General features: G+C 71.2%; 18 protein-coding genes, 1 tRNA gene and 1 pseudogene. 7 read left to right on the forward strand and 13 right to left on the reverse strand.

Annotated features, from left to right (window positions below):
- Positions 1–42: 42 nt before the first annotated feature.
- From groL to ABRP24_RS01440, 6 genes are all read right to left on the reverse strand, one after another.
- The gene (gene groL, locus ABRP24_RS01415; RefSeq protein WP_017888048.1) at positions 43–1665 is read right to left on the reverse strand and encodes a chaperonin GroEL; all 1623 of its coding nucleotides are present in this window, start codon (positions 1663–1665) and stop codon (positions 43–45) included.
- A 257-nt stretch (positions 1666–1922) separates the two neighbouring features.
- Positions 1923–2126 carry a cold-shock protein gene (locus tag ABRP24_RS01420; protein ID WP_017888049.1) on the reverse strand — a complete coding sequence of 68 codons (204 nt, stop codon included), beginning with the start codon at positions 2124–2126 and terminating at the stop codon, positions 1923–1925.
- A 180-nt stretch (positions 2127–2306) separates the two neighbouring features.
- Positions 2307–2912, reverse strand: a complete 606-nt coding sequence (locus ABRP24_RS01425; protein WP_349847739.1) for a LytR C-terminal domain-containing protein — start codon at positions 2910–2912, stop codon at positions 2307–2309.
- Positions 2909–3265 (reverse strand): DUF3263 domain-containing protein, encoded by a 357-nt coding sequence (locus ABRP24_RS01430; protein WP_232749255.1) that lies wholly within the window; start codon positions 3263–3265, stop codon positions 2909–2911. Before ABRP24_RS01430 ends, ABRP24_RS01425 begins: the two co-directional genes overlap by 4 nt.
- A 97-nt stretch (positions 3266–3362) precedes the next feature.
- A complete protein-coding gene (locus ABRP24_RS01435; protein WP_349847738.1) occupies positions 3363–4364 on the reverse strand; it encodes a DUF2332 family protein in 1002 nt (333 codons plus the stop codon).
- Positions 4364–4837: a GNAT family N-acetyltransferase gene (locus ABRP24_RS01440; protein ID WP_035809228.1), complete on the reverse strand. Its 474-nt coding sequence runs from the start codon at positions 4835–4837 to the stop codon at positions 4364–4366. The genes ABRP24_RS01435 and ABRP24_RS01440 overlap by 1 nt, the downstream gene beginning before the upstream one ends.
- 65 nt (positions 4838–4902) lie before the next feature.
- Between ABRP24_RS01440 and msrB the strand changes: the two genes are divergently transcribed.
- The 3 genes from msrB to ABRP24_RS01455 all read left to right on the forward strand — a co-directional run bounded on the left by msrB (position 4903) and on the right by ABRP24_RS01455 (position 6450).
- Positions 4903–5310: a peptide-methionine (R)-S-oxide reductase MsrB gene (gene msrB / locus ABRP24_RS01445; protein ID WP_027466599.1), complete on the forward strand. Its 408-nt coding sequence runs from the start codon at positions 4903–4905 to the stop codon at positions 5308–5310.
- 37 nt (positions 5311–5347) lie between these two features.
- Positions 5348–5420 (forward strand) — tRNA-Thr (locus ABRP24_RS01450).
- A gap of 37 nt (positions 5421–5457) precedes the next feature.
- The gene (locus ABRP24_RS01455) at positions 5458–6450 is read left to right on the forward strand and encodes an acyltransferase family protein (RefSeq protein WP_349847737.1); all 993 of its coding nucleotides are present in this window, start codon (positions 5458–5460) and stop codon (positions 6448–6450) included.
- A 251-nt stretch (positions 6451–6701) separates the two neighbouring features.
- On the opposite strand, the gene ABRP24_RS01460 is transcribed toward ABRP24_RS01455, so the two are convergent.
- A complete protein-coding gene (locus tag ABRP24_RS01460; RefSeq protein ID WP_349847799.1) occupies positions 6702–7733 on the reverse strand; it encodes an aldo/keto reductase in 1032 nt (343 codons plus the stop codon).
- A gap of 54 nt (positions 7734–7787) precedes the next feature.
- Positions 7788–8501 (reverse strand): annotated as a pseudogene (locus ABRP24_RS01465) (alpha/beta fold hydrolase); the annotation flags it as partial.
- A 34-nt stretch (positions 8502–8535) separates the two neighbouring features.
- Here ABRP24_RS01465 and ABRP24_RS01470 point away from each other — a divergent pair.
- Positions 8536–9303 carry an NAD(P)H-hydrate epimerase gene (locus ABRP24_RS01470; protein WP_349847736.1) on the forward strand — a complete coding sequence of 256 codons (768 nt, stop codon included), beginning with the start codon at positions 8536–8538 and terminating at the stop codon, positions 9301–9303.
- A gap of 11 nt (positions 9304–9314) precedes the next feature.
- Here ABRP24_RS01470 and ABRP24_RS01475 read toward each other — a convergent pair whose 3' ends face one another.
- Positions 9315–10457 carry a glycerol dehydrogenase gene (locus ABRP24_RS01475; protein ID WP_349847735.1) on the reverse strand — a complete coding sequence of 381 codons (1143 nt, stop codon included), beginning with the start codon at positions 10455–10457 and terminating at the stop codon, positions 9315–9317.
- A gap of 103 nt (positions 10458–10560) precedes the next feature.
- Between ABRP24_RS01475 and ABRP24_RS01480 the strand changes: the two genes are divergently transcribed.
- Positions 10561–11454: a neutral zinc metallopeptidase gene (locus tag ABRP24_RS01480; protein ID WP_349847734.1), complete on the forward strand. Its 894-nt coding sequence runs from the start codon at positions 10561–10563 to the stop codon at positions 11452–11454.
- Positions 11455–11593: 139 nt separating this feature from the next.
- Here ABRP24_RS01480 and ABRP24_RS01485 read toward each other — a convergent pair whose 3' ends face one another.
- Positions 11594–12526: a thioredoxin domain-containing protein gene (locus tag ABRP24_RS01485; RefSeq protein ID WP_349847733.1), complete on the reverse strand. Its 933-nt coding sequence runs from the start codon at positions 12524–12526 to the stop codon at positions 11594–11596.
- A gap of 243 nt (positions 12527–12769) precedes the next feature.
- Here ABRP24_RS01485 and ABRP24_RS01490 point away from each other — a divergent pair, with 243 nt between their 5' ends.
- Together ABRP24_RS01490 and ABRP24_RS01495 are read left to right on the forward strand one after the other, a co-directional pair.
- Positions 12770–13870: an ABC transporter ATP-binding protein gene (locus ABRP24_RS01490; protein WP_027466605.1), complete on the forward strand. Its 1101-nt coding sequence runs from the start codon at positions 12770–12772 to the stop codon at positions 13868–13870.
- Between the two features lie 84 nt (positions 13871–13954).
- On the forward strand, positions 13955–15271 hold the full coding sequence (locus ABRP24_RS01495; protein ID WP_111032331.1) for a DUF4032 domain-containing protein: 1317 nt from the start codon (positions 13955–13957) through the stop codon (positions 15269–15271).
- A 438-nt stretch (positions 15272–15709) separates the two neighbouring features.
- On the opposite strand, the gene rlmB is transcribed toward ABRP24_RS01495, so the two are convergent.
- The 3 genes from rlmB to ispD are packed head-to-tail and all read right to left on the reverse strand — an operon-like array spanning position 15710 to position 19411.
- Entirely contained in the window at positions 15710–16720 is a 1011-nt protein-coding gene (gene rlmB / locus ABRP24_RS01500) for a 23S rRNA (guanosine(2251)-2'-O)-methyltransferase RlmB (RefSeq protein ID WP_027466607.1), read from the reverse strand.
- A gap of 28 nt (positions 16721–16748) precedes the next feature.
- On the reverse strand, positions 16749–18158 hold the full coding sequence (cysS, locus tag ABRP24_RS01505; RefSeq protein ID WP_349847732.1) for a cysteine--tRNA ligase: 1410 nt from the start codon (positions 18156–18158) through the stop codon (positions 16749–16751).
- 32 nt (positions 18159–18190) lie between these two features.
- The gene (gene ispD, locus ABRP24_RS01510; protein WP_349847731.1) at positions 18191–19411 is read right to left on the reverse strand and encodes a 2-C-methyl-D-erythritol 4-phosphate cytidylyltransferase; all 1221 of its coding nucleotides are present in this window, start codon (positions 19409–19411) and stop codon (positions 18191–18193) included.
- Positions 19412–19448: the final 37 nt, after the last annotated feature.

Genomic DNA, 19448 nt, shown 5'->3' on the forward strand with positions numbered 1-19448 from the left:
GCCCCACACGCGCAGCGTGCGGGGCCCTTCCGTCAGACGGACTTAGAAGTCCATGCCACCCGTCGGGTCGCCAGCCGGAGCAGCAGGGGTGCGCTCGGGCTTCTCGGCGACGACGACCTCGGTGGTCAGGAACAGACCGGCGATCGACGCAGCGTTCTGCAGCGCCGAACGCGTGACCTTGGCGGGGTCGATGATGCCGGCAGCGATCAGGTCGACGTACTCGCCGGTCGCGGCGTTGAGGCCCCAACCCGACTCGAGCTCGCGGACCTTGGCGGCGACGACACCCGGCTCGAGACCGGCGTTCAGCGCGATCTGCTTGAGCGGCGCGTCGATGGCCACGCGGACGATGTTCGCACCGGTCGCCTCGTCACCCTCGAGCTCGAGGGCCTCGAGTGCGACGGCACCGGCCTGGATGAGGGCGACGCCACCACCGGCGACGATGCCCTCTTCGACGGCAGCCTTCGCGTTGCGGACGGCGTCCTCGATGCGGTGCTTGCGCTCCTTGAGCTCGACCTCGGTCGCGGCACCCGCCTTGATGACGGCGACGCCACCGGCGAGCTTCGCGAGGCGCTCCTGGAGCTTCTCGCGGTCGTAGTCGGAGTCGGTCGCCTCGATCTCGGCACGGATCTGGCGGACACGGCCGGCGATCTGCTCGGCGTCGCCGGCACCCTCGACGATCGTGGTCTCGTCCTTGGTGATGACGACCTTGCGGGCACGACCGAGCAGGTCGAGCGTCGCGTTCTCGAGCTTGAGGCCGACCTCTTCCGAGATGACCTGGCCGCCGGTGAGGATCGCGATGTCCTGCAGCATGGCCTTGCGGCGGTCGCCGAAGCCCGGGGCCTTGACGGCGACGGACTTGAAGATGCCGCGGATCTTGTTCACGACGAGCGTGGCCAGGGCCTCGCCGTCGACGTCCTCGGCGATGATCAGGAGCTGCTTGCCCGCCTGGATCACCTTGTCGACGACCGGCAGGAGGTCCTTGATGTTCGAGATCTTCGAGTTGACGATCAGGATGTAGGCGTCCTCGAAGACGGCTTCCTGACGCTCGGGGTCGGTGACGAAGTACTGCGACAGGTAGCCCTTGTCGAAGCGCATGCCCTCGGTGAGCTCGAGCTCGGTGCCGAAGGTGTTCGACTCCTCGACGGTGACGACGCCTTCCTTGCCGACCTTGTCGATGGCCTCGGCGATGAGCGCGCCGATGGTCGGGTCAGCGGCCGAGATCGACGCGGTCGCGGCGATCTGGTCCTTGGTCTCGATGTCCTTCGCGTTGGCGAGGAGCTGGTCGGAGACGGCGGCGACGGCCTTCTCGATGCCGCGCTTGAGCGACACGGGGTCGGCACCGGCGGCGACGTTGCGGAGGCCTTCGCGGACGAGCGCCTGGGCGAGGACGGTCGCGGTGGTCGTTCCGTCACCGGCGACGTCGTCGGTCTTCTTGGCGACCTCCTTGACGAGCTCCGCACCGATCTTCTCGTACGGGTCGTCGAGCTCGATCTCCTTGGCGATGGAGACACCGTCGTTCGTGATCGTGGGGGCGCCCCACTTCTTCTCGAGGACGACGTTGCGGCCGCGCGGGCCGAGCGTCACCTTCACGGCGTCGGCCAGCTGGTTCAGGCCGCGCTCGAGGCCACGGCGGGCCTCCTCGTCGAAAGCAATGATCTTAGCCATGTGGTTTTTCGTCCCTCCCGGACGTCGTCTTGGGGGTCGTGCTGGCACTCAGCGTGAGCGAGTGCCAACGCCGATTCTGGCACTCGCCGGGTGTGAGTGCAACACAGTCGGGAGGCTCGTGACGACTTCCCAGGACACGTCGCGTCCGGCGGACCCTGCACCACCGCCGCGGTCACGCTCCCCGCGCCGGTCGCCGTCCCCGCACACGACGAACGCGCCGCCCCTGACGGGACGGCGCGTTCTGGAAGTGGTCGTGCTCAGGCGGGGCGGACGGACTCTGCCTGCGGGCCCTTCGACCCGGTGCCGACGTCGAACACGACGGCCTGGCCCTCCTCGAGGACCTTGTAACCCGACATGTCGATGGCCGAGTAGTGCACGAACACGTCCTGGCCCCCTCCATCCACGGTGATGAAGCCGAAGCCCTTTTCAGCGTTGAACCACTTCACGGTTCCGTTGGCCATGATCTCTTGCTCCCTGGTACTGCAGTGCGGAACGACGTGATCGTCGTCTGCATGGGACTCTGACCGAACCGGTCCGATCAGGCAAGAGGTGTGACGTTGTTTCACGTCGATTCCGTCAGAAATCAACGTGCCCGAAACACAGCCGTCACACAATGCGCGAATAACGCGGTGGAACCGGGATCAGCCGGCGTAGTCGGCGCCGAGGACGACGCTCACGTCGGCGTTCGGGAACGCCGCGGACTGCTGCACGGCCGTGACGCCGAGCTGCTTCGCGATGCCCTGCGCGACCGCCGCCTGCGACGCCTGCTGGTAGTAGACGATCGTCGACGTGGAGCCCGTCGTGCCGGCGTCTCCGGTGGAGGCGACCTGCCAGCCGGCGCCGGTCAGCGCCGCACTCGCCCGGCTGGCGAGGCCCGTGGTGGTCGTGCCGTTCAGGACGACGACGGTGGTGGTGCCCTGCTGTGCCGGCGTCGCGGCCGCGGCGCTGCCCGCCCCGGCCGAACCCGATCCGGCGGACGAGGACGCGGACGGCTTCGACGTCGCCGAGGGCTTCGCCGTCGCGGACGTCGACGTGGACGTGGAGGGCGAATCGGATCCGTTGAAGGAGTAGCTGCCGTTCAGCACCGCGAGGGCGAGCACCGCGACGCCGACGAGCACGCCGGTGGCGAGCGCCGCCCAGGCGAAGACGATCCAGCCACGACCGCGACGCTGTGCCCCGCGGTGCGCACCGACCCGCGGGCCGTCGGCGACGTCGTCGAACCGGTCTCGGGGGAATCTCGTGCTCATCGTTCCTCTTCACGTCCTTCGGGAGCTGCACCGGGCGCGACGAAGCTGCGCGTCGCCCGGGCGCTGGTGCGCGCGTGACGGAGCCGCTGCAGCCGGGTCACGAGCTGCGGGTCGTACGCGAGTGCCGCGGGTGAGTCGATCACGCGGTTCAGCACCTGGTAGTAGCGCGCCGCCGACATCTCGAACTCCACCCGGATCTCCGCTTCCTTCGTGCGGTCGTGCCGTGCCCGGTCCTGCTCGAACGACAGCACGTGCTTCGCGAGCTCACTGAGCTGGTCAGCACCGAGCTGGCCAGCACCGATCTGATCAGCGCTGCGCTGGTCGACGCTGCGTTCGTCGGTGGGGCTGGTCACGGCGGTTCCGATCACGTATCGGGTAACGGGTCTCGCACATCGTAGGGGTGGAGTCGATCCGGACCCTGGTACGGCGCTGGACTGTCGCGAACACCGGTCACAGGTTCGGCGCACGGAACCAGCGCACACGCGTGCCGAACGGGTCGGAGACGGCGACCGCGACGCCGTCGAGCGAGACCGTCGCGAAGGCGTCAGGGTCGGCCGCGTCGACGTCGTCGGGCAGCGTCGCCGCCACCCCGCGCAGGATCCCGGTGCGTTCGAGGGCGATCCAGTGCACGCCCCGCGCACGGATCCGGTCCACGAACCGCTGCCGGTCCGCACCCGGCACGTAGACCAGGGTCCCGGTGGTCAGGACCACCGGTTCGACGTCGTCCGGCAGGGCGTCCAGTGCACGGTCGAGGTCGCCGGGCACGGCGCCGACGAGCCGGTCTGGAGGCACGGCGAGCGTCGCGCGCGCAGCCTGACGCATCAGGGCGGTCCGGTCCGACGCCTCGGGCGGGACGGCCTCGACCAGCCGGTCGAACGCACCGGGGGCCGACAGGTCGATCGGGTTCGGGTCGAGCGCCACCCGGGCGCCGACCCTGATCGGGACGGTCGCGGGTGTGGGAACGGCCCCGGAGGCGTCCGCCACCAGCCGGACCGAGGGATCGGCGACCGCCGTGTGCATCCGGAGGACCGCGGCCCCGGAACCGACCCGGTAGTCCAGGGTCACCCGGTCCGGGATCGAGCACAGCCCGGCGGCGGCCCCGGCGTCGACCAGGCCGAGCGGACGCGCGGACCCTTCGGCGAGCGCCGCGAAAAGCGGGATGACCGGTGCGAGCCGTTGCGGGTCGTTGGCCTGCACCGTGGCGGAGGCGAGGGCCGCGACCAGCGCGGGGCGGGCCTCCAGGCCGAGCGCGCGCAGCGCAGCCGGGTCCGACGGGTCCGCGCCCAGCCGCCGCGCGACCGCGAAGAACAGTTCCGGCTGCCGCTGCTGCTCGGGGACCTCGGCGAGGAGCGCGACGAGGGAGTCGTCGAGCGACCGTGCCCAGGCGGCGTACGACGGCGAGACGACCCGGACGCGGTCGGCGTACGCGTCGTACCGGGCGCGGGTGTCCATCAGCGCCCGGGCCGGTGCATGCCGACGTGACGGATGCCGGCCTCGTCGTACGGCTCCCCGAACCGCACGAAGCCGTACCGCTCGTACAGGGCGGCGACGTACTCCTGGGCGTGCAGGACGAACGGGTCGTGCCCGTGTTCGTCGAGGACGGCGGCGACGAGCCGGCCGGCGATCCCCTGCCCACGGTGTCCGGGGTCGGTCGCGACCCGGCCGATCACCCACGCCGGTGGCTCCGCGCCGTCGGGGTGGACCTCGTCGGCCGCCGGACGGATGAGCCGCAGGTACCCAACCGCATCGGTGTCCGTGCCGAACCACCAGTGCTCGGTGTCGGGCTCGCGGTCACGGCCGTCGAAGTCCTCGGCGGTGACCCGCTGCTCGAGCGCGAACACGCGGTTGCGCACGACGACGATGCCGTACAGTTCGTCCGTCGTCAGACGGGTCCAGCGGGCGTGGTGCACGGAATGCTCGGACATCGTGGCGAGTTTAGTGAAGTGGTCGGGAGTGCCCGGAAGAGCCCGGCCGGAAGCAGGAGGAACCAATGGCATACAACGTCGACAAGTCCGACGCCCAGTGGCGCGAGGAGCTCTCCCCGGACCAGTACGCCGTCCTCCGCCAGGCGGGGACCGAACGACCGTGGACGGGTGAACTCCTCGACGAGGAGCGCGCCGGCGTCTACACCTGTGCGGCCTGCAACGCGGAGCTGTTCAAGAGCGGCACGAAGTTCGACTCCGGCTGCGGCTGGCCGTCGTTCTACGAGTCGGTGAACCCGGACGCCGTGCAGCTCATCGAGGACAACTCCCTCGGCATGGCCCGCACCGAGGTCCGGTGCGCGAACTGCGGTTCGCACCTGGGCCACGTGTTCCCGGACGGGTTCGGCACCCCCACGGGTGACCGGTACTGCATGAACTCGATCTCGCTGAACTTCTCGGAGAAGTCGGGCGAGTGAGCCCCGGACGCCCTCACCGGTAGGATGAGCGGCGTCAGCCGGCATGGCGCAATTGGTAGCGCACCGTACTTGTAATACGGGGGTTGCGGGTTCAAGTCCCGCTGCCGGCCCTCTTCACTCTCAGGCCACTGATATACTATCTGTCATATGGTCGACATATCGCGTTCTGCAGGCATCGACGTCGTCCGCGTGCTCGGCGTCACCGCCGTCGTCGCCGGGCACGTCTGGACGAACGAGTTCACCGTCGCCACGCTCTACCCGTGGCACGTACCGGTGTTCTTCTTCCTCACCGGTTGGTTCTGGAAGCCCGGCCGACCGCTGCGCGCTGAGGTCCGGGGGCGGTGGCGCACGCTGATCCGTCCCTACCTGGGATGGTTCGTCGTGATCAGCCTCGCGTGGTTCCCGTGGGCGATCTCGTCGGACGCCGCCCGGCAGCCCCTCGACCTGCTCCGTCCGTTCCTCGGCGGGCAGTACGTCGGCCGGCCGTACTCGGCGTTCTGGTTCGTCACCGCCCTCGCCGTCGCCACGGTCGTGCTGCGCTTCCTCGAGCGCTGGCGACCATGGGTGCCGTGGACCGTCGCGCTCGCAGCCGTCACCGTCGCCACTGTCGTGCCGGGTGTCGTCCGGCTCCCGCCGGAGAGCGCCGGTACCGCGATCGCCGCCCTGGTGTTCGTCCTGGCCGGGTCGGTCGCGCGCCGGTGGTTGCCACGGATCGGACGTCCCGCACTCGTCGGTGCGGTGTGCCTGGTCGCCGGTGGCACCGCGGTCGCGCTGGGCAGCCGGCCACTCGACCTCAAGCGGGCCGACTTCGGCACGCCCCTGCTCAGCGTCGTCACAGCGATCGTCCTGTGCAGCGGGCTGGTCCTGATCGGACTCGCCCTCGACGACTTCGTGCACGGGCACACCGCCGCGGTCGTGTCACGGCTGGCGTCGGTCGGGATCACCGTGGTGCTGCTCCACGCAGCGATCATCTGGGTCGCGGAGCCCGTCCTCCCGCTGCCCCTCGTGTTCGTCGCGGCGACGGTCGTGCCCTGGACCGTCGCGCTCCTGCTCGACCGCACCCGGCTCGCGCCGTGGGCAACGGGGCGCACGCTCTCGGCGCCGGAACGGGTCCACGGACCACAGCCGGCGGTCGTGTGACGGGGACTCGCGCTCCCGTGGACAGAGCGATGCCCCGGGCGAAGTCTCGCCCGGGGCATCGGCACACGGAACGCGGATCAGGGGGCGTTCCGGGCGCTGGACGCGGTAACCAGCCGGTCGTGCGACGAGGATGACACCTCACCGACCCGCACGTCCACACCCGCACCCCACATCCGCGGAAATCCGCACGATGTGCACGAACGCGCAGCGGTCCTGTCCGGTCACCGTCCGCCGGCTCAGCGCCCGCCGGCTCAGCGTCCGCCGGTGATCTTCCGCTCCCGCTGCGCGACGCCGGCCGTGCCGTAGGGGTAGTCGTCGATGCGGGGAGCGCTGGCGTCGGTCAGCCGGTCGAGCTCGCCGTCGGTGAGCACCAGGTCCGCGGCACCGAGGTTGTCCTCGAGCTGCGACAGGGTGCGGACGCCCAGGATCACGCTCGTGACCGCGGGCCGGGCCAGCAGCCAGGCGAGTGCGACCTGCGACTTCGAGGCGTCGTGGGCGTCGGCCACCTCGGAGACGGCGTCGAGCACCTCCCACGTGCGCTCGTCACCGTTGCGGGCTTCCCACGCCTCCATGCCGCGCTGCGGGTTCTCGCCCAGGCGGGTGGCGCCGGTCGGGGCCTCGTCGCGCTGGTACTTGCCGGAGAGCCAGCCGCCGGCCAGCGGCGACCAGGGCAGCAGGCCGATGCCGGCGTCGAGGCAGGCGGGCACGACCTCGTGCTCGATGTCGCGGACGAGCAGGTTGTACTGCGGCTGCAGGGTGACCGGCGGCGCCCAGCCGTGGGCCTTCGCCTCGTAGACGGCCTTGGTGACCTGGTAGCCGAGGTAGTTCGAGACCCCGTAGGAGCCGATCTTGCCGGCGGACACGGCGTCGTCGAGGAACCGCAGGGTCTCGTCGATGGGGGTCAGGGCGTCCCACGCGTGCATCTGGTACAGGTCGATGTGGTCGACGCCGAGCCGCTCGAGCGAGGCGTCGAGGGCCACGCGCAGGTGTCGTCGGGACAGGCCGAGGTCGTTCGGGCCGTCGCCCTGCGGGAACCGGCCCTTGGTGGCGAGGACGACCTGTGCGGCCTCGGTGGGGTGTGCGGCGAGCCAGCGGCCGATGATCCGCTCGGACTCGTTGCCGGAGTAGACGTCCGCCGTGTCGACGAGCGTGCCACCGGCGGCCACGAAGGCGTCGAGGATGGCGTGTGAGGTGGGTTCGTCGGCTTCGCTGCCGAACGTCATGGTGCCGAGGGTCAGCGTCGACACCGATGTCCCGCTGTTGCCGAGGAGTCTGTAGTCCATGGCGGGGACGGTACGCCCGGTGCCGCCCGGCGAGGTCGGGGCGTTGAAGTGGTTGCGCCCCGGGATCTCGAAGAAGGTGGCGTCCGGTGCGGCCTCGGCGAGCCGGACCGCGCTGTCGCGGATGCCGTCCTCGCTGCCCGCGGCGATCAGGAGCGGCTGCGCCGGGGCGTTCTCCGGGGTCGGCTCGATGCTGTTCCGCATCCCCTCGACCATGGCCACGAGCGCGCCGAGGTCGTTGCCCTCGACGTTGCCCGCCATCGTGAGGTAACCGTTGGTGACGCGGTCCTCGATGGGGGTGCCGTCGGCGATGTACGCCTTCGCCTGGTCGACGCGGACGCGACGCATCGGGTCGGCGTCCGGGATCCCGCCGAACACCGCGCGCGAGATCCGGCCCGGCAGCCGCTCGGCGGTGTGCCAGCCGACCCGTGCGCCGAGCGAGTAGCCGAGGAACGCCACGTCGTCGAGCAGGTACGTGTCGATGACCGTGGTGACGTCGGCGACGAGCAGGTCCATCGAGTAGGCGCCCGGGTCGTGCGGCTTCGCGCTCGCGCCGTGCCCGCGCTGGTCGAGTGCCAGGACCCGGTAGCCGGCACGGACCAGGTGCCGCGTCCAGCCCGAGGCGTGCCAGTTGAGCACCGCACCGGACGCGAAGCCGTGCACCGCGATGACGGCCGGGGCGTCGGGGTCGCCGAAGTCGTAGGTCGCGAGTCGCAGCCCGTCGGGCGACATCACGAACCGGGGGCGGGGCGCTTCGGGGACGAGTGACATGTCCTCTCAAGCGTATCGGGGCAGTGTGGTGGCCATGGACGGCTACGGCGGCGATCAGATCCGGGCGGCGGAACGCCCCCACCTCGACGCGGGGGAACCCCTGATGCAGCGCGCCGCCGACGGGCTCGCGCGCATCGTCGGCGACCTGCTGGACGACCCGGCCGTGCGGCCGGTGGACGGGCCGGGATCCGTCCTCGTGCTCGCCGGCAGCGGCGACAACGGCGGTGACGCCCTGTTCGCGGGTGCTCGCCTGGCAGCGGACGGGAGGCACGTGGCGGTCTTGCGCGTCGGCTCCCGTGTCCACGAGGCCGGCCTGGCAGCGGCGCTGGACGCCGGCGCCCGTCTGCTGGACGGCCCGTCCGGCGCCTCAGGACCGAACGCGGGCGGAGCGGCCGACATCCTGCGGGCCGCCGGCCGGAGCGAGGGCGAGCTCCTGGCGGACGTCGCGACCGAGGCGGCGCTCGAGGCCGACCTGGTGCTCGACGGCATCCTCGGCATCGGGGTGCACGGCGCGAACGCGCTGCGGTCCCCCGCACGCGAGGTCGTGGACGCCATCCGTGAGCTCGCCCGCGACCAGCGTGCGCCGTTCGTCGTCGCGGTGGACGTGCCGAGCGGCATCGACGTGGACACCGGCGGCGTCGCGGACGACCACGTCCTGCACGCCGACGTCACCGTCACCTTCGGCGGTGTGAAGGCCGGCCTGCTGACCGGACCCGCCGCCACCCTCGCCGGGCGGATCGAACTCGTCGACGTCGGGATCGGTGCGGACCTGGCCACGATGGAGCCGCTGATGCGCACCTGACCCCTCGACAGTCAGTGGTGCTCGTACAGCACGGGCTCCGGCAGACCGTGCTCGGCGCGGATGCTGCGTGCGATGCCCTCGATGGCGACCAGGGCGTCGACCACGAGCTCCGGCGTCACCGGGAACGGCATGTTGTGGATGGTCTCGCCCTCCACCGTCGCAGCCTCGGCCACGGCGCGCAGCACGTCACGGTCGTCCACCGTCAGGCCGATCTCGGTCAGGGTGTTCGGCAGGCCGACCTTCGTGGTGAAGACGACGAAGTCCTCGATCTCCTCGGCCGGGGCACCCTCGAGCACCAGCTGCGCGATCGTCCCGATGTTCACCTTCTGACCGTGCGCCAGGCCGTGCGCCTGCGGAGCCGCGGTCAGCCCGTTGTGGATCGCGTGGGCGGCGGCGAGCCCACCGGACTCGAAGCCCAGGCCGGACAGCAGCGTGTTCGCCTCGACGACCTTCTCGAGCGCCGGGGTGACGACCTTGGCCTTGACGGCCTCGATCGCCTGCAGGGCGTTCTCGTGCAGGAGCTTCCACGACAGCTCGGCGAGCGCGACGCCGGTCTGGGTCTGCAGGCCGCCGGCCATGGTGTCGGCGTTGGCGCGCTTCGCGGCACGGGCCTCGACCCAGGTCGCCAGCGCGTCGCCGATGCCCGCGACCAGGAACTGCACCGGCGCGTTGGCGACGAGTCTGGTGTCGATGAGCACCAGGTCCGGGTTGTGCGGGAAGAAGCGGTACTCGATGAACTCGCCCTCGGCGGTGTAGATGACGGCGAGCGCCGAGGTCGGGGCGTCGGTGGACGCGGCGGTCGGCACACTCGCCCACCGGATGCCGGCGAGGTGCCCAGCGGCCTTCGCGGCGTCGATCGCGGAGCCACCGCCGAGCCCCACGATGACGTCGGCGTCCTTCGTGCGGATCTGTTCGACGAGCTCGTCGACGGCCTCGGGGGTGGCGAAGCGGCCGAACCCGACACGCTCCACGGCCAGGTCGGCGGATCGGAAGCTCTCGGTGACGGCGGTCTCGACGATGCCCCAGACCACGTCGTCGGCGACGATCAGGGGCCGCTTGCCGATCGGGGCGATGAACTCGCCGACGCGGGTGATCGCGTCCTTGCCCTGGACGTAGCGGGCGGGGCTCATCACGGTGCTGATGGGAGTGGCCATTGTGCGGTTCCTTCCGGTTGTACGAGAGGTGTCGGGGTGGCCGACGCCGCCGACGGTACGCGGGGCCACTGATCGGGAGGTGCTGATCGGTAGGTTCGGGATCATGACGTTCAACGACGACTCGCAACTCCGGGGCGGCAAGGTCAAGCGGCGGGGCCGCACCACGGCGATCGGCGGAGGCGCCGTGGGTGTCGGCGCCATCGTGGTGTTCCTGATCCTGCAGTTCACCGGTGTCGACCTGAGCGGGATCGTCGGCGGCGGCACCGGCCTGACGACGATCCAGCAGGAGGGTGAGTCACCCGACCCTGCCCCCGAGTGCCGGACCGGGCGGGACGCCAACCTGCGCGTCGAGTGCCGGATGGAGGGCGCGGCCGAGTCGCTCGACGCCTACTGGACGTCGGAGGCGCGGTCGCTCGGCATCTCGTACACGTCACCGGACTTCTTCCTGTTCCAGGACTCCACCGACACCTCGTGCGGGCAGGCCTCGGCCGCGACCGGCCCGTTCTACTGCCCGCCGGACCGTGCGATCTTCCTGGACACCGCGTTCTACGACGACCTGCAGTCGCAGTACGGCTCGTCCGGCGGTCCGCTCGCGCAGATGTACGTCGTCGCACACGAGTGGGGCCACCACGTGCAGCAGCTGCAGGGGTCGTTCGCGAACACCGACCGCTCCGGCACGGGTGCGTCGTCGGGCAGTGTCCGCGTCGAGCTGCAGGCGGACTGCTACGCCGGAGCCTGGGTCGGCGACGCCGCCACGACGAAGGACGCGAACGGCGAGACCTTCTTCGAACCGATCACCCGCTCCCAGATCACCGACGCCCTGTCGGCGGCGAGCGCCGTGGGCGACGACAGCATCCAGGAGCGCGCGACCGGCCGCGTCGACCCGGACTCGTTCACGCACGGGTCGAGCGAGCAGCGGCAGCGCTGGTTCCTGCGGGGCTACCAGCAGGGCGCGACGAGCTGCGACACCCTGAGCATCCCGGGTTCGGCCCTCTAACCGCACCGGTGACGGACGGGAGGCCCGGTGCCAGCTGGCACCGGGCCTCCCGTCCGTGGTCAGCGCGTCAGCGCTGGTCCAGACGTCAGCGCTGGTCCAGACGTCAGCGCTCGTCCAGACGTCAGCGCTCGTCCGGCTGTCAGCGCTTGGTCGGCGTGGCAGACGGGGTCGCGCTGGGCGTGGGCGTCGGGGTCGCGTCGGTCGCCCCGGCGGCCGTCACCACGAAGGTGCGGAAGTCGTCGTTCGTGACCGGGGAGGTCAGCTCGTAGCGCTGCCCGTTCACGAGCACGAGCGGGGTGCCGGGGAACTCCCCGAGCGTCGAGCCGGGGATCGTGCCCCCGGACACCGCCGTCGTCTGCTCGTCCACCCACTTGGCGTAGTCCTGGTCGGCGATGCAGCTCCGGACGGCGCTGCGTTCCTGCAGCCCCTGCACGCCCGTGACGACGTCGGTGAGCTCGGCGTCCGTCAGGCCCGCGGTGCCCTCGTCCGGCTGCTTCGCGAAGAGCGCCTGGTTCACCGCGTAGAACTGGTTCGGGGAGTGCTCGGCCACGCAGGCGGCGGCGTTCGCGGCGCGGAGGGAGTACTTCGTGCCCTGCGAGCGGTTCGACAGGATCGCGACGGGGTGGATGTCGACCGTGGCCGCACCGGAGTCGACGAGGTCCTTGATGTAGTCGCCGTTCGCCCGCTCGAACTGGGCGCAGCCCGGGCAGAGGTAGTCGACGTACAGGGTGATCCGGACGGTGCCGGCCCCCTCGGTCGCGGCGCTGCTCGGCGACGCGGAGGCCGATCCGGACGCGGACGCCGCGACGGGCTTCAGACCCTGCCCGATGGTGATCCCGCCCTGCGACATGGTCGACGGGCCGGGGCCGGCGGGCTTCACGGAGTCGACCAGCACGAGCGTGACGATCGTCGCGGCGGCGAGCAGCACGACCCCGAGCCCGATCTGCAGGCCGAGCCGGACACCACGCTGGCGTCGCTTCTGCTGGGTCCGGGCACGCTGGGCTCGCTGGCGGGCGGCTTCACGGCGCTCGTTCCGCGCGGCGCGGGCGGCACCCTCGGGGCGGTTGTTCATCGGTGCGTCGTCCTCCTGATCGGTGTCCGCTCGGCGTTCCCCTGCTCGGCGGACGGACCCGGCGATTGTAGTGGGGCGCTCTGGGAAGCCGCCGACCAAGGGGGAAAACACTGGCGCACCCGGGTGAACTCGTGTTGTATGAACCTCGACAGTCGACGGCGACTGTCCGGGGCCCGTACGGGCACACCGCTTCACTCGGATCGTCCGGCACGTACCTGCCGGTGAAGGAAGGACCGAACGCTCATGGCGTCCGTCACCTATGACAAGGCAACCCGTCTCTACCCCGGAGGCAACCGTCCCGCGGTCGACTCCCTCGACCTGGACGTCGCCGACGGCGAGTTCCTCGTCCTCGTCGGCCCCTCGGGCTGCGGCAAGTCCACCTCGCTCCGCATGCTGGCCGGCCTCGAAGAGGTCAACTCCGGTCAGATCCGCATCGGCGACCGCGACGTCACGGACGTCCCGCCGAAGGACCGCGACATCGCGATGGTGTTCCAGAACTACGCGCTGTACCCGCACATGACCGTCGCCGAGAACATGGGCTTCGCGCTCAAGATCGCCGGCGTCGGCAAGGAAGAGCGCGCCACCCGCGTGCAGGAAGCCGCCAAGCTCCTCGACCTCGAGGACTACCTCGGCCGCAAGCCGAAGGCGCTCTCCGGTGGTCAGCGTCAGCGTGTCGCGATGGGCCGTGCGATCGTCCGTCAGCCGCAGGTGTTCCTCATGGACGAGCCGCTGTCGAACCTCGACGCCAAGCTCCGCGTCCAGACCCGCACGCAGATCGCGTCGCTGCAGCGTCGTCTCGGCGTCACCACGGTCTACGTCACGCACGACCAGACCGAGGCGCTCACCATGGGTGACCGCATCGCGGTGCTCAAGGACGGCATCCTGCAGCAGGTCGGCACCCCGCGCGACCTGTACGAGAAGCCGAACAACGTGTTCGTCGCCGGCTTCATCGGTTCGCCGGCCATGAACCTGCTGCCCGCCGACGTCATCGAGGGCGGCATCAGGTTCGGCACGCTCAACCACGCGATCGACCGCGACACCCTGTCGAACGCCCGTGCCGCACAGATCACGGTCGGCATCCGCCCCGAGGACGTCATCGTGTCGCAGTCCGGCGAGGGCCTGCCCGTCACGGTCGACGTCGTCGAGGAGCTCGGCGCCGACGGCTACCTCTACGGTCACGCCGACGTGAACGGCCAGCGCGCCGACATCGTCGCCCGTGTCGACGGTCGTGCGCACCCGTCGATCGGTGACACGATCGTCATCACGCCGAAGCAGGGCCACGTCCACGCCTTCGACACCGAGTCGGGCGACCGCCTCGACGACAAGGCCGTCGTCAGCGCGTAACCAGCGCACTCCCCCGAGAGCCCGCGCCCGCCTCACAAGGGCGGACGCGGGCTCTCGGCTGTCCCCGACACCAGAGGAACCACCGTGCCCGACTCGATGTCCATCACCGCCGCCACCGTCGACCCCGGCCTGCTCGACCTGCCGTGGGACCTGCCGCTCGCCGACTGGCCCGACGACACGATCGTCGCGCTGCCGAAGGGCATCTCGCGGCACCTCGTGCGGTTCGTGCACCTGAGCGGGTACGTCGCCGCGGTGAAGGAGACCGGCGAAGAGGTCGCCCGGTCCGAGTACGAGATGCTCCGGACCCTGCAGCGCATGGACGTGCCGTGCGTGGACCCGGTCGCGGTCATCACGAACCGCGTCGACGCCGACGGTGAACCATTGCACCCCGTGCTGGTGACCCGCCACCTGCGGTTCTCCCTGCCCTACCGCGCGCTCTACTCGCAGACGCTGCGCCCCGAGACCGCCACCCGCTTGGTCGACGCCCTCGCGCTGCTGCTCGTCCGCCTGCACGTCATCGGTTTCTACTGGGGCGACGTGTCCCTGTCGAACACGCTGTTCCGTCGCGACGCCGGAGCCTTCGCCGCGTACCTGGTCGACGCCGAGACCGGCAAGCTCTACCCCGGCGGGCTGTCGAACGGCCAGCGCGAGAACGACCTCGAGGTCGCCCGCGTGAACATCGCCGGCGAGCTGCTCGACCTCGAGGCCGGCGGACGACTCGACGAGAACGCCGACCCCGTCGACGTCTCGAACCGCATCGTCGCCCAGTACCGGACGCTCTGGACCGAGCTCACCGGCACCGAGCAGTTCGACATCAAGGAACGCTGGCGCATCAACGACCGCGTCGAGCGCCTGAACGAGCTCGGCTTCGACATCGAGGAGCTCTCGATCCACACGACCGAGGGCGGCTCGCAGGTCCGGATCCAGCCGAAGGTCGTCGATGCCGGGCACCACCAGCGCCGACTGCTGCGGCTCACCGGGCTCGACGCCGGCGAGAACCAGGCCCGGCGCCTGCTCAACGACCTCGACTCGTACCGTGCCCGCAACGGCCGTGACGAACTCGACGAGGAGATGGTGGCGCACGAGTGGGTCTCACGGGTCTTCGAGCCCGTCGTCCGCTCGATCCCCCGTGACCTGCGCGGCCGTCTCGAACCCGCCGAGGTGTTCCACGAGCTGCTCGAGCACCGCTGGTTCATGTCCCAGCAAGAGGAGCGTTCCGTCTCCCTGCCCGAGGCCACGACCGCCTACATCAACGACGTGCTCCGACACCGTCGCGACGAGCGCCTGCTCATCAACCCGCCGACCTCGTCGATCACCGTGCCGATCCCGGTGCTGGACGACGACGACGCCGACGGGTCCGACGAGTCCGACGACGTCGACGACTGGCGCGCCACGGTCTGACGCGGTCTCCGCTCGGTCACGACACCCCGCCGGGTGGGCGCCGACCGGTCGCAGACCGTCGCCGGCGGCGTCGCGCAGCGACGACTCGTGACCACACGGCGGGCACCAGCCGACGTGTCCTGACCGTTCGGGGGTCGGCAACGCGACCGCCTGGAGGCCCGGCGCGGGTCCCGGGGACCGGCACCGGCCCTCCAGACCGTCACGCCCAGCCCCGCCTGTGGTGACGTTGGACGTCGAGCGGTCAGGACACCCCGCCGGGTGGGCGCCGACCGGTCGCAGACCGTCGTCTGCGGCGTCGCGCAGCGACGACGCGTGACCGCACGGCGGGCACCAGCCGACGTGTCCTGACCCTTCGAGCCCGCCCCAGGCAGCACCGTGAGCAGGAATGGTCGCCTCCCGCTCGGGGAGGCGACCATTCCTGCTCACGAAGTGCTGCGGCTACGCGGTGCGACGGCGCCGCGCCACCTCCCACAGAGTGACGCTCGCGGCGATGCCGGCGTTCAGGGACTCGGTGGCGCTCGAGATCGGGATCGACACGATCGCGTCGCACGTCTCGGTGACCAGGCGCGACAGGCCCTTGCCCTCGGAACCGACGACGATCACGATCGGACGGTCGGCGAGCTCGAGGCCGTCGAGCTCCACGTCACCGTCGCCGTCCAGGCCGAGGACGAACAGGCCCATCGACTTCAGCGACTTCAGGGTCTGCGTGAGGTTCGGGGCCATCGCGACGGGCGTGCGTGCGGCGGCACCGGCCGAGGTCTTCCACGCCGACGCCGTCACGCCGACCGAACGACGCTGCGGCACGATGACGCCGTGCCCGCCGAAGGCCGCGGTCGAGCGGATGATCGCGCCGAGGTTGCGGGGGTCCGTGATGCCGTCGAGCGCGACGAGCAGCGGGACCTGGTCGCGCGAGAACGCCTGCTCGACGATGTCCTCGGACACGGCGTACTGGTACGCCGGCACCTTGAGCGCGACGCCCTGGTGCACGCTGTCGTGTCCGGTGATGCGGTCGAGCTCGGGACGCATGAGCTCGATGATCGGCACGCCACGGTGGTTGGCGAGCGCGAGGATCTCCTTCACGCGGTCGTCGACCTCGATGCGCGACGCGATGTAGAGCGTCGACGACGGGGTCTTCGTCCGCAGGGCCTCGAGCACGGAGTTGCGCCCGGTCACCAGCTCGGAGTCGTCGGTCTTGCGTGCCGGCGGACGGCCCGTGCGACCCTGCGGGGTGCTCGAGGAACCGTGCCGACCCTTGGCCGCCTCGAAGCGGTCCTTCGCGGCCTTGCGCTTGCCGGCGGGGTGGTACGGGCGGTCCTCGGCCTTCGGGGTCGGCTTGCGGCCCTCGAGCGCCTGGGCGCCCTGTCCGCCGGAACCGACCTGCTTGTTGCCCTTGCGACCGGTGCGGACGGCGCCGGGCCGACCCTTCTTGCTTCCCGAGACGTTCTTCATGCGTAGCTCCTGTTCGGCACTGCCGTGTTCAGGCGATGCTCCAGCGTGTTCCGGACGGCGTGTCCTCGATCGTGATGCCCGCGGCGGCGAGGTCGTCGCGCACGCGGTCGGCCGCGGTGAAGTCCCGTGCTGCCCTGGCGTCCGCGCGCTCCTGCACGAGGCGTTCGACGAGGGCGGCGAGCGGGCCTGCCGAGGTGTCGTGGCCGCCGCCCGACCAGTGGGCGGCTCGCGGGTCGATGCCGAGCACCTCCACCATCGCAGCCACCTGATGGTACGCGGTCCCGAGCGTTTCCGCATCGTCGGCGTCCAGGGCGGCGTTGCCGGTGCGCACGGTCTCGTGCAGCACGGCCAGGGCCTGGGGCACGGAGAGGTCGTCGTCCATGGCGGCGGCGAAGGCTTCGGGCACGGCCGGGGCGTCGGCGAGGTGGACGCCCTCGAGTCGGGTCTCGGCGCGCTCGAGGAACCCGGCGATGCGGTCGTACGCCGCCTCGGCCTCGGCCAGGGAACCCTCGTGGTGGTCGATCGACGAGCGGTAGTGGGCGGCACCGAGGAAGTAGCGCACGACGGCGGGACGAGCGGATCCGAGGAAGTCCGCGGCGAAGATCGAGTTGCCGAGCGACTTCGACATCTTCTGGCCCTCGACGGTCACCAGGCCGTTGTGCAGCCAGTACGACGCGAACGGGTCCCCGGCGGCCGTGGACTGCGCCAGCTCGTTCTCGTGGTGCGGGAAGCGCAGGTCGAGCCCGCCGCCGTGGATGTCGAACGCCGGGCCGAGGTACCGACGGGACATCGCCGAGCACTCGATGTGCCAGCCCGGGCGGCCGGCGCCCCACGGGGAGTCCCAGTTGGCCGTCGACGGCTCACCGGGCTTCGCACCCTTCCAGAGCGCGAAGTCACGGGCATCGCGCTTGCCGCGCGGGTCGGCGTCGGCGGCCTCGACCATGTCCTCGCGCCGCTGCCGGGTGAGCACCCCGTAGTCGGCCCAGCTGCCGGTGTCGAAGTAGACGTCGCCCGAGCCGTCGTCGGCGGCGTAGGCGTGCCCGCGGTCGATGAGGCGCTGGATGATCTCGTGCATCTGCGGCACGCTCGCCGTGGCCCGCGGCTCGTAGGTCGGGGGCAGGATGCCGAGGGTGTTGTACGCGGCCGTGAACTCGAGCTCGACCCGGTAGGCGCGGGCGAACCACTCCTCGTCCGTGCCGGCCGCCAGGTCGAGGACCTTGTCGTCGATGTCGGTGACGTTGCGCACCAGGGTCACCCGGTACCCGCGGTGGGTGAGCCACCGACGCCAGATGTCGTAGACGAGCGCGGACCGCAGGTGCCCGATGTGCGGCGACGACTGCACCGTCGGACCACAGACGTAGACGCTCACGTGTCCGTCGACCAGGGGCACGAGGTCGACGACGGCTGCGGCGCGGGAGTCGTAGAGGCGAACGGTCACGCCTCAACCCTAATCGGCGCGGGGCCGCGGTTTCAGGAGGGACGCACGAGTGCCGTGGCGATCGCCGCGAGCCCCTCGCCACGGCCGGTGAAGCCGAGGCCGTCGGTCGTCGTGCCGGACACGGCGACGGGCGCACCGACGACCGCGGACAGGGCGTCCTGCATCTCGTCGCGGCGACGTCCGATGCGCGGCCGGTTGCCGATGACCTGCACGGTGACGGACACCGGCACGAGCCCGGCGTCGGCGAGCAGCGCGACCGCACCCCGGACGAAGACGTCGCCCGTGGCACCGGCGTACTGCGGATCAGCGGTGCCGAAGCGTCCGCCGATGTCGCCGAGGCCCCCGGCGGAGAGCAGGGCGTCGCACACCGCGTGCGCCACCGCGTCGCCGTCGCTGTGCCCCGAGAGGCCGGGTTCGCCGGGGAAGTCGAGCAGGCCGACGCGGCAGGGCGAGGCGTCGTCGAAGGCGTGCACGTCGACCCCGAGCCCGAGTCGGACCGCGACGACGGCGTCGGCCGTCCCCGCACCGGGTCCGGTGCCGGCTCCGGCACCAGCACCACCGTTCGCCTCGGTCCGCGCCCGCACGATCGACTCGGCCCGGCCGAGGTCCCACGGCGTCGTGATCTTGAAGGCGTCGGCGTCACCCGGCACGAACCGGACGGTGCCCCCGACGGCCTGGAACACCCCGGCGTCGTCCGTCTCGGACTGCGACGACACCGCGTACGCACGCCGCAGTGTCGCGAGCGGGAAGCCCTGCGGCGTCTGCACCCCGACGAGCGCCGCACGGTCGACGGTCTCGACGACGACGTCACCGTCGACCCGCTTCACCGTGTCCGTGACGGGGAGCGCCGGGACGACGCCCGCACCGTCACCGGCGGCGACGGCGTCGAACACCCGCGAGAACTGTGCCGCGGGGGTGAGGCACCGCGCCGCGTCGTGCACGAGCACCGTGGCGACGGAGTCCGGCAGGACGGCCAGGCCGGCCTCGACGGAACTGTGGCGATCCGCGCCTCCGGCCACGACGGCCGTGTACGCGACCGCAGCACCCGCGACCGAACCGACCACCTGCCGGCACTCCTCCAGGTGCGACGCCGGTGCGACCACGACGACGAGCGTCGGTGACGGCAAGGCGAACAGGGGTTCGAGCGCCCGCGCGAGCATGAGCGAACCGGCCACGGGCACGAACGCCTTCGCGGTCCCGATGCCGAGCCGGGTGCCGGAACCGGCCGCAACGACGACGACCGCCCGGTCCACCCCTTCGGGGAACCGTGCGGTCGTCGTTCGTGCTGTC

Source organism: Curtobacterium sp. WHRI 8282, from assembly GCF_040223925.2.
Taxonomy (GTDB): domain Bacteria; phylum Actinomycetota; class Actinomycetes; order Actinomycetales; family Microbacteriaceae; genus Curtobacterium; species Curtobacterium flaccumfaciens.